This window comes from uncultured Caballeronia sp. (assembly GCF_964243625.1).
GTDB lineage: Bacteria > Pseudomonadota > Gammaproteobacteria > Burkholderiales > Burkholderiaceae > Caballeronia.
This window is the reverse complement of sequence record NZ_CAXTGZ010000234.1, coordinates 1-8,673: the sequence shown is the minus strand read 5'-3', so window position 1 is coordinate 8,673 and position 8,673 is coordinate 1. Positions and strand designations below refer to the sequence as shown.

Genomic DNA, 8,673 nt, shown 5'->3' with positions numbered 1-8,673 from the left:
CGCGCACTTCCTTGATTTCCTGACGCTCGTTCGCATGCATCTGGAGAATCCGGCCGAGCCGCTCCTTTTTCTCCTTGATGGCGTTGTAGACGGTATCGCCGGAATTCACGACGCCCGAATACACGCGGAAAAAGATCAACTGGCCCACGAACGGGTCCGTCATGATCTTGAACGCGAGCGCGGAGAACGGGTCTTCGTCAGTCGGATGACGTTCCGCTTCCTTGTCGTACTCGTCCACGCCCATGATGGCGGGCACGTCCGCCGGCGACGGCAGATAGTCGATCACCGCGTCGAGCATCGCCTGCACGCCCTTGTTCTTGAACGCGCTGCCGCAGAACATCGGCACGATCTCGCTGCGCAGCGTCCGTGACCGGATGGCCGCCTTGATCTCGTCTTCGCTGATTTCCTCACCGCCGATGTACTTGTCCATCAGCGCTTCGTTGGCGTCCGCGGCCGCTTCGATCATCTTCTCGCGCCATTCCTCGGCGGTTGCGAGCAGGTTCTCAGGGATTTCCTGATACTCGAACAGCACGCCCTGACTGGCTTCGTCCCAAATGATCGCCTTCATCTTGACCAGGTCGATCACGCCCTGGAAATGATCTTCGGCGCCCACGGGGATTTGCATCGGCACGGCGACGCCTTTCAGGCGCTCGCCAATCTGACGCTGCACGCGGAAGAAGTCGGCGCCCACGCGGTCCATCTTGTTCACGAACGCAATGCGCGGAACCTTGTATTTATTGGCCTGGCGCCATACGGTCTCGGATTGCGGCTGCACGCCACCGACCGAGTCGTAGACCATGCAGGCGCCGTCGAGCACGCGCATAGACCGTTCCACTTCGATGGTGAAGTCGACGTGTCCGGGTGTATCGATGATGTTGATACGATGTTCAGGGTAATTCCCGGCCATGCCTTTCCAGAAGGCCGTGGTGGCGGCAGAGGTGATGGTGATGCCGCGCTCCTGTTCCTGCTCCATCCAGTCCATCGTCGCCGCGCCGTTGTGAACCTCACCAATTTTGTGATTCACGCCAGTGTAGAAAAGAATGCGTTCGGTGGTCGTGGTCTTGCCGGCATCGATATGAGCGCTGATACCAATATTCCGATAGCGGTCGATGGGAGTCTTGCGGGGCACTTGAACCTCCTGTTGATTGGATGGAGCTTTTTGTTGCCGAACCGGCCGAATGCTGAAAATGGCGGTTTGGCGGCTCCGGAGCGAAGCGCTATGCGTGTTTCGCTGGTTTATCAGGATAGCGCGTCGAGGCTCTCTTTGCAGGAATCTTGCCAGCCCGCCAAAAACGGCGAATCCGTGCGCTAGAGGCGCCTCGCGCGTCCCACAACGCAAAAAGCCGGCGCGCGCCCGAAAGCGGCGGCCGGCTCCAAAGTCATTTGCGGGCGCGGCCGGGGATTCCGGGCGCCGGAGTGCGTTACTGCACGGGCGGCAATCCCTCGATCTTCATTCCAGGCTTGATTCCCTTTGCGGTGAACCAGCCCTTGCTCATCTCGAGCGCGTACACGCCGTTGTTGCGTGGGCAATGGTTGTTCTCCGTCTCGGCCTGCATTTCATCGATATCCGTCACCGTGCCGTCCTCGCGAATAAAAGCAATCGACAGCGGGATCAACGTGTTTTTCATCCAGAAGCAATGCACGGCACGTTCGTTGAACACGAACAGCATGCCTTCGTTGGGCGCGAGCTTCGTGCGATACATCAGGCCTTGCTCGCGATCGGCGTCGGATGAAGCAATGGCGGCGTCGATCACATACATGCCGGCCGTGAGCTTGGTGTGCGGAAAGTCTCCGGGTTGCTTGGCGCCCGGCGGCATTTGCTGCGCGTGTGCGCCAAGCGAAATGAGCGGCATGGCAACCACGACGAGCGCACGGCGAACCAGGCGGCCAAGGTTGAACGACGGGATTGAGCGGGGGGACATTGATGAAGGCCACGAAAGACGCACGGCGAAACTCCTCACGGGATAAAGCCGGTTGACTGAATGATCCGGCATGACTGGCGCATGTTACTTGAGCACGTGCAAAAAGAAAAAGGCAGAACCTCTGAAGGTGTCTGCCTTTAATGTCGCGTGAGCGACAGCACTACTTGGTATTAGCGTCGCGTTGCCGCGATCTATGACCAATTGATGCGACTTACTCCGACGCGGCCGAAGCTGCAGCAGCCGAAGCTGCCTTCTTGTGCGTAGCCTTCTTGTGGGTCGACTTCTTGTGTGCCGACTTGTGAGCGGTCGAAGCAGCTGCAGGAGCCGATGCTTCCGGTGCCGAAGCTTGTGCGAATGCAGCCGTTGCGAACAGGCCAGCGACGAGAGCAGCGATCAGTTTGTTCATGTTGTGAATCCTCAGCTTTAGTTTGATTTAACCTTATGACCCGGTCGATGGAGTCATGTCGGTAAACGAGCCATCCACCTTTTGGTTGACAGGGGTCTCGAACAAAAATGTCGATCCCGCTGCGAGCACTTGAACCTTACGTAAAGCCTTCATAAAAGGGTTGTTCGTTGCAGTTCTTCGCTAATGCCGGATGGCGGTTTAAGGCATCTGCTGCGAATAACGCCGCATGCGGTAAGTCGGTTGACGTGAGTTTTATGGGATAACGCAAGGCGGTCAGCAGAAGATCGTTTGGAAGACGAAATGAATTCGTAATGTGGTGCGCGCGACGCAACACTCAAACGGGCATTAGTTAAACGATGCCGTTCCAGGGGGCACGAGCGGGCAGGGTCATTGATGCGCCGGGTGTGAGGCCGAGGCCGAAGACATCGAGCGCGCCTATGCCGGTGCGCACCAGCCGCAAAGTCGGATACCCGACGGCCGCCGTCATGCGGCGTACTTGCCGGTTACGCCCTTCAGTAATCGATAACTCGATCCACGTCGTCGGGATGGCGGCGCGGTATCGAATGGGCGGGGTGCGCGGCCAAAGCGCTTCCACCGACTCGACCAACTTCACCTTGCATGGGCGCGTGACGAAATCTCCCAGATCGACGCCTGCGGCCAGCCGTTCGAGCGCGGCGGCATCGGGCGCGCCTTCGACTTGCGCCCAATATCGTTTCGCGAGTTTGTGACGCGGTTCTGAAATGCGCGCCTGAAGCGCGCCGTCGTCGGTGAGCAGGAGCAGGCCTTCGCTGTCGGTATCGAGCCGGCCCGCGGGGTACACGCCGGGCGTGTCGATCCATTCAGCCAGCGACGGGTGTTTCTCGTGCGCTGAAAACTGGCAGATCGTGCCGAACGGTTTATTGAGCGCAATCAGCGGCATGGCGTCTGGTGCAGTGTCGGTGCGGTAAATGGCGAATGCCGGCATCTTAATGCACCAACATCACGGAACCGGCATACGCGCCATCCGGGCGGACGCTTCATACCGTGGGCTAGAATAGCCTTCGAAGCCGTATCGAACGTGCGCCGGCCTTGGCTGCAAGGCTGGCGACATTGTCTGGCCACCCCTTTTTTTGCCACCGATTTCCGTGCATTTCCTTATCTAATAGTCCAGTTTGAATTGGAGTCGCTCATGCCGTATCAGCACATCGTGGTTCCGACGGAGGGTGAGAAGATCACCGTCAACGCCGATTACACCCTCAATGTCTCCGACCAGCCGATCATTCCGTTTATTGAAGGCGACGGCACGGGCGTGGACATCACACCGGTGATGATCAAGGTAGTCGACGCAGCCGTGGAAAAAGCGTACGGCGGCAAGAAGAAGATTCACTGGATGGAAATCTTCGCCGGGGAGAAGGCGACCAGGGTTTACGGCCCTGACGTCTGGCTGCCCGACGAAACGCTGGACGTGCTGAAGGAATATGTCGTTTCGATCAAGGGACCGCTCACCACGCCGGTGGGCGGCGGTATCCGGTCGCTCAACGTCGCGCTGCGCCAGCAACTCGACTTGTACGTCTGCCTGCGCCCGGTCCAGTACTTCAAGGGCGTACCGTCGCCGGTGCGCGAGCCGGAGAAGACCAACATGGTCATTTTCCGCGAGAACTCCGAGGACATCTACGCCGGTATCGAATGGCCGGCTGAGTCCGAAGGCGCGAAGAAGATCATCAAGTTCCTGCAGGAAGAGATGGGCGTGAAAAAGATCAGGTTTCCGGAGACATCGGGTATCGGGATCAAGCCGGTGTCGCGTGAAGGCACGGAGCGCCTGGTTCGCAAGGCAATCCAGTACGCACTCGACAACAACCGCAGTTCGGTCACGCTCGTGCACAAGGGCAACATCATGAAGTTCACGGAAGGCGCATTCCGTGACTTTGGCTACGCGCTCGCGCAAAAAGAGTTCGCGGCCGAGCTGATCGATGGCGGCCCGTGGATGAAGATCAAGAACCCGAAGGGTAATGACGTTGTATTGAAGGACGTGATCGCGGACGCCTTCTTGCAGCAGATCCTGTTGCGTCCCGCCGAATACGATGTGATCGCCACGCTCAACCTGAACGGTGACTACGTTTCCGACGCTCTGGCGGCGCAAGTTGGCGGAATCGGCATTGCGCCGGGCGCGAACATGTCGGATTCGGTCGCCATGTTCGAAGCTACACATGGCACGGCGCCGAAGTACGCGGGCAAGGATTACGTGAATCCCGGCTCGGAGATTCTCTCGGCGGAAATGATGCTGCGCCATATGGGCTGGATCGAAGCCGCCGACATCATCATCAAGTCGATGGAAGCATCGATCCTGCAAAAACGCGTCACCTATGACTTCGCACGCCAGATGGAAGGCGCGACTCAAGTGTCGTGTTCAGGGTTCGGGCAGGTGCTGGTCGAGAATATGTAGGCGTGCAACTGGACATGTAGTAAATGGCTGAGGCCCCGATGCAACCGAAAGGCATCGGGGCTTTTTTCGTCCGTTTCCCGTCCCAAAACAAAAAAACCCGGCTCGCAGCCGGGTTTCGAGGACTGTGCGCTTTTCGAACGGTCAGGCAGATTCCTGGATGTTCGATGCCTGTTTGCCCTTCGGTCCCTGGACAATCTCGAAGCTGACCTTCTGGCCTTCCTTGAGTGTCTTGAAACCATTCATCTGTATCGCCGAGAAATGTGCAAAAAGATCCTCGCCGCCTTCATCGGGCGTGATGAATCCGTAGCCTTTCGCGTCGTTGAACCATTTGACCGTACCTGTTGACATCACTTCCCCTCTTACTCTCGTCGCTACCACGAGCACGCTCGAAAAGCTTGACGACCCACTATGTGAGCCGCCCCCTCCTCACAAGCTCACCTCGGCCTTTCTTCACCTGAAACGCTTCGGAAAAAAGTGCCAATTTGATTGTTTAATCTCTTAAATCAGGTGTCAAGAAAATTTTGAGATGGCCGTAAAGCCGTTGTAAATGCCTCATTTCAAGGGTTTTTCCCGCTTTGCGCGTATCCCGCCGCACAAGCACGCCATCTTGAAAAGTCGCATAATCGACGCACATGCAGTACAGGCAGGAAGCGGCACGAGACGTGCGCAATGTTGGCGGGCCGTATCGCTTGTACGAGGCGCAGCAAAGTCGTCCAGGAAGTGACCAGGGCAGGCCGCACAAGGTGAACAATTCGTTTTTTTGAGAGCTGTGCGATACTGGATTCAACGGTGTTTCAAGAGGGCCGGTTCGGTAAAAAGAGCCGGCGGAATTCAGCAAGCGACAGGTCGCGCGAAGTGTGCGGCGACATCGATTCGGCCCCTACGGCGAACGGAGTTTTGGCGAGATGGCGAGCCTGTCCAAGTTGTTTAGAATGGGCGTATGGCGATCAATCCCAACAAGCAGGATGGCACCGTACTGGAGCGGCAGGAACAGAAGCTCAAACAGCCGTCCATGTACAAAGTGGTGCTGTTGAATGACGACTTCACGCCGATGGAATTCGTCGTGTTCGTCGTGCAGGAACATTTCAATAAGGATCGTGAGACTGCGACGCAGATCATGCTGAAGGTTCATCGCGAAGGCAGGGGAGTTTGTGGGGTCTATACGCGGGACATCGCGTCGACCAAAGTTGAGCAAGTCGTTAGCCACGCGAGGCAAGCGGGTCATCCGCTGCAGTGTGTGATGGAGGAAGCATGATTGCCCAGGAACTGGAAGTCAGTCTGCACATGGCGTTTATGGAAGCACGTCAGGCGCGGCACGAGTTCATTACGGTCGAGCATCTTTTACTGGCCTTGTTGGACAACCCGACCGCGGCTGAAGTGTTGCGTGCATGCGCAGCAAACATTGAAGATTTGCGGCAAAACCTGCGCAATTTCATTCATGACAATACGCCCACCGTGCCCGGCACGGACGACGTCGATACTCAGCCCACGCTTGGTTTTCAGCGCGTAATCCAGCGCGCGATCATGCATGTGCAATCAACGTCGAATGGAAAGAAGGAAGTCACCGGCGCGAACGTGCTGGTCGCTATCTTCGGCGAAAAAGATTCGCATGCCGTCTACTATCTGCAACAGCAGGGCGTGACGCGCCTCGACGTCGTCAATTTCATCTCGCATGGTATTGCGAAGACGAACACGGGCGATGCGGCGAAGGCGAGCAGCGAAGCGAATCCGGAAGCGGAAGACGCGGCAGCGCAAAAGGAAACCCCTCTTGCGCAGTTCACGCAGAACCTGAACCAGCTTGCGAAGGACGGCAAGATCGATCCGCTGATCGGCCGCGAACTGGAAGTCGAACGTGTGGTGCAAGTACTTTGCCGCCGCAGGAAGAATAATCCGCTGCTCGTAGGTGAGGCTGGCGTGGGTAAGACCGCCATTGCCGAAGGGCTCGCATGGCGCATCACGCGCGGCGAAGTGCCGGATATTCTCGCCGACGCACAGGTGTATTCGCTCGATATGGGTGCATTGCTCGCCGGTACTAAATACCGGGGCGATTTCGAGCAGCGTCTCAAGACAGTGCTGAAAGAGTTGAAGGAACGCCCGCATGCGGTGTTGTTCATCGACGAGATTCATACGCTGATCGGCGCGGGTGCTGCATCGGGTGGAACGCTGGATGCATCCAATCTGCTGAAGCCGGCGTTGTCGTCGGGTCAACTGAAGTGCATCGGCGCCACTACGTTCACCGAATATCGTGGGATCTTCGAAAAAGACGCAGCGTTGTCGCGTCGTTTCCAGAAGGTCGATGTCGCTGAGCCGACTGTCGAGCAGACCATCGCGATCCTGCGTGGACTCAAGTCGCGGTTCGAGGAACACCACGGCGTGAAGTATTCGTCGGGTGCGCTTTCGGCAGCGGCTGAACTGTCGGCGCGTTTCATCACCGACCGTCATTTGCCGGACAAGGCAATCGACGTGATCGATGAAGCGGGTGCCGCGCAACGCATCCTGCCGAAGTCGAAGCAGAAGAAAACGATCGGCAAGAATGAGATTGAGGAAATCATCTCGAAGATCGCCCGCGTCCCGCCGCAAAGCGTGTCGCAAGACGATCGCAGCAAGCTGCAGACGCTGGATCGGGATCTGAAGAGCGTGGTGTTCGGGCAAGACCAGTCCATCGATGCCCTCGCGGCTGCCATCAAGATGGCGCGTGCGGGTCTCGGCAAGACGGACAAGCCAATCGGCGCATTCCTGTTCTCGGGTCCGACGGGTGTCGGCAAGACGGAAGTTGCGAAGCAACTGGCGTTCACGCTGGGTATCGAACTGCTGCGCTTCGACATGTCCGAGTACATGGAACGTCACGCGGTGAGCCGGCTGATCGGCGCGCCGCCGGGATATGTCGGATTCGATCAGGGCGGTTTGCTGACCGAAGCCGTCACGAAGAAGCCGCATTGCGTGCTGTTGCTGGACGAAATCGAGAAGGCGCATCCGGATATCTATAACGTGCTGCTGCAGGTCATGGACCACGGCACGCTGACCGACAACAACGGTCGCAAGGCAGATTTCCGCAACGTCATCATCATCATGACGACGAACGCGGGCGCTGAAGCGATGCAGAAATCGGTTATCGGCTTCACGAACCGTCGGGAAACCGGCGACGAAATGGCCGATATCAAGCGGATGTTCACGCCTGAGTTCCGCAATCGTCTGGACCAGATCATCAGCTTCCGTTCGCTGGATGAAGAAATCATCATGCGCGTGGTCGACAAGTTCCTGATGCAACTGGAAGATCAGTTGCACGAGAAGAAGGTCGATGCGGTCTTTACGGACGCGTTGCGCAAGCACCTCGCGAAGCATGGTTTCGATCCGCTGATGGGCGCACGGCCAATGCAGCGCCTGATCCAGGACACGATTCGTCGTGCGCTGGCTGACGAGTTGCTGTTCGGCAAGCTGATGACGGGTGGCCGCGTGACGGTCGACGTGGATGCGGACGACAAGGTGTCGCTGACGTTTGACGAAAGCCCTGTCCCGCGCAATCCAAACCCGGAAGCGGTCGAGGTCGAGTAAGCAACAAGCAGGTGATGACTGAAGTCAGGTGACACGCGTGTAAGGTGTGTCATCATCGGCGAGGCGGCGCGGAGAAACTTTCCGCGCCGCCTCGCTTTTTTACGTCCGCGAGCGTTGCGGATATTGACTTCAAGAGGTTGATTTGAGCTTTGAACGTGGGTCGTTCGAGACCATTGTCGAACGGGAGAAGGGGCTGCACCGGAGTCTGACGGCCGGACAGATGTCGATGATCGCCATTGGCGGGGCGATTGGAACGGGATTGTTTCTGGGCAGTGGTTTTGCGATCGGCTTTGCCGGGCCGAGCGTGTTGCTGAGTTACGCGATAGGCGCGGTCATCGCCCTGTTGCTGATGGGCGCGCTGGCCGAGATGA

At 57.8% G+C, this 8,673-nt stretch carries 8 protein-coding genes and 1 pseudogene; 4 read left to right on the top strand and 5 right to left on the bottom strand.

Translation table 11 applies throughout. The features are described 5' to 3' along the window. The 4 genes from ACFFAR_RS16850 to ACFFAR_RS16835 all read right to left on the bottom strand — a co-directional run. Positions 1 to 1,129 (bottom strand): elongation factor G (locus tag ACFFAR_RS16850; protein ID WP_375508157.1); only part of this gene is annotated, 1,129 nt, incomplete at its 3' end. 292 nt (positions 1,130 to 1,421) lie between these two features. Then, entirely contained in the window at positions 1,422 to 1,922 is a 501-nt protein-coding gene (locus tag ACFFAR_RS16845; RefSeq protein WP_062170474.1) for a DUF192 domain-containing protein, read from the bottom strand. Positions 1,923 to 2,133: 211 nt separating this feature from the next. Next, on the bottom strand, positions 2,134 to 2,328 hold the full coding sequence (locus ACFFAR_RS16840; RefSeq protein WP_061998706.1) for a hypothetical protein: 195 nt from the start codon (positions 2,326 to 2,328) through the stop codon (positions 2,134 to 2,136). A 349-nt stretch (positions 2,329 to 2,677) separates the two neighbouring features. Beyond that, entirely contained in the window at positions 2,678 to 3,247 is a 570-nt protein-coding gene (locus tag ACFFAR_RS16835) for a pseudouridine synthase (protein ID WP_174362499.1), read from the bottom strand. Positions 3,248 to 3,496: 249 nt separating this feature from the next. On the opposite strand from ACFFAR_RS16835, the gene icd reads away from it, so the two are divergent. Next, a complete protein-coding gene (icd, locus tag ACFFAR_RS16830) occupies positions 3,497 to 4,750 on the top strand; it encodes an NADP-dependent isocitrate dehydrogenase (RefSeq protein WP_061998707.1) in 1,254 nt (417 codons plus the stop codon). 141 nt (positions 4,751 to 4,891) lie between these two features. Here icd and ACFFAR_RS16825 read toward each other — a convergent pair whose 3' ends face one another. After that, positions 4,892 to 5,098, bottom strand: coding sequence for a cold-shock protein (locus ACFFAR_RS16825; protein ID WP_035497884.1), 207 nt, complete (start codon positions 5,096 to 5,098; stop codon positions 4,892 to 4,894). A 592-nt stretch (positions 5,099 to 5,690) separates the two neighbouring features. On the opposite strand from ACFFAR_RS16825, the gene clpS reads away from it, so the two are divergent. From clpS to ACFFAR_RS16810, 3 genes and pseudogenes are all read left to right on the top strand, one after another. Continuing rightward, positions 5,691 to 6,005, top strand: a complete 315-nt coding sequence (clpS, locus tag ACFFAR_RS16820) for an ATP-dependent Clp protease adapter ClpS (RefSeq protein ID WP_031359828.1) — start codon at positions 5,691 to 5,693, stop codon at positions 6,003 to 6,005. Beyond that, a complete protein-coding gene (clpA, locus tag ACFFAR_RS16815; RefSeq protein WP_061998708.1) occupies positions 6,002 to 8,302 on the top strand; it encodes an ATP-dependent Clp protease ATP-binding subunit ClpA in 2,301 nt (766 codons plus the stop codon). The genes clpS and clpA overlap by 4 nt, the downstream gene beginning before the upstream one ends. A 142-nt stretch (positions 8,303 to 8,444) precedes the next feature. Then, positions 8,445 to 8,673, top strand: a pseudogene (locus tag ACFFAR_RS16810) (amino acid permease); the annotation flags it as partial.

Coding starts and splice junctions, on each gene's coding strand:
- ACFFAR_RS16845 (WP_062170474.1), bottom strand. CDS start 1,922: ATGTCCCCCCGCTCAATCCCGTCGTTCAACCTTGGCCGCCTGGTTCGC.
- ACFFAR_RS16840 (WP_061998706.1), bottom strand. CDS start 2,328: ATGAACAAACTGATCGCTGCTCTCGTCGCTGGCCTGTTCGCAACGGCT.
- ACFFAR_RS16835 (WP_174362499.1), bottom strand. CDS start 3,247: ATGCCGCTGATTGCGCTCAATAAACCGTTCGGCACGATCTGCCAGTTT.
- icd (WP_061998707.1), top strand. CDS start 3,497: ATGCCGTATCAGCACATCGTGGTTCCGACGGAGGGTGAGAAGATCACC.
- ACFFAR_RS16825 (WP_035497884.1), bottom strand. CDS start 5,098: ATGTCAACAGGTACGGTCAAATGGTTCAACGACGCGAAAGGCTACGGA.
- clpS (WP_031359828.1), top strand. CDS start 5,691: ATGGCGATCAATCCCAACAAGCAGGATGGCACCGTACTGGAGCGGCAG.
- clpA (WP_061998708.1), top strand. CDS start 6,002: ATGATTGCCCAGGAACTGGAAGTCAGTCTGCACATGGCGTTTATGGAA.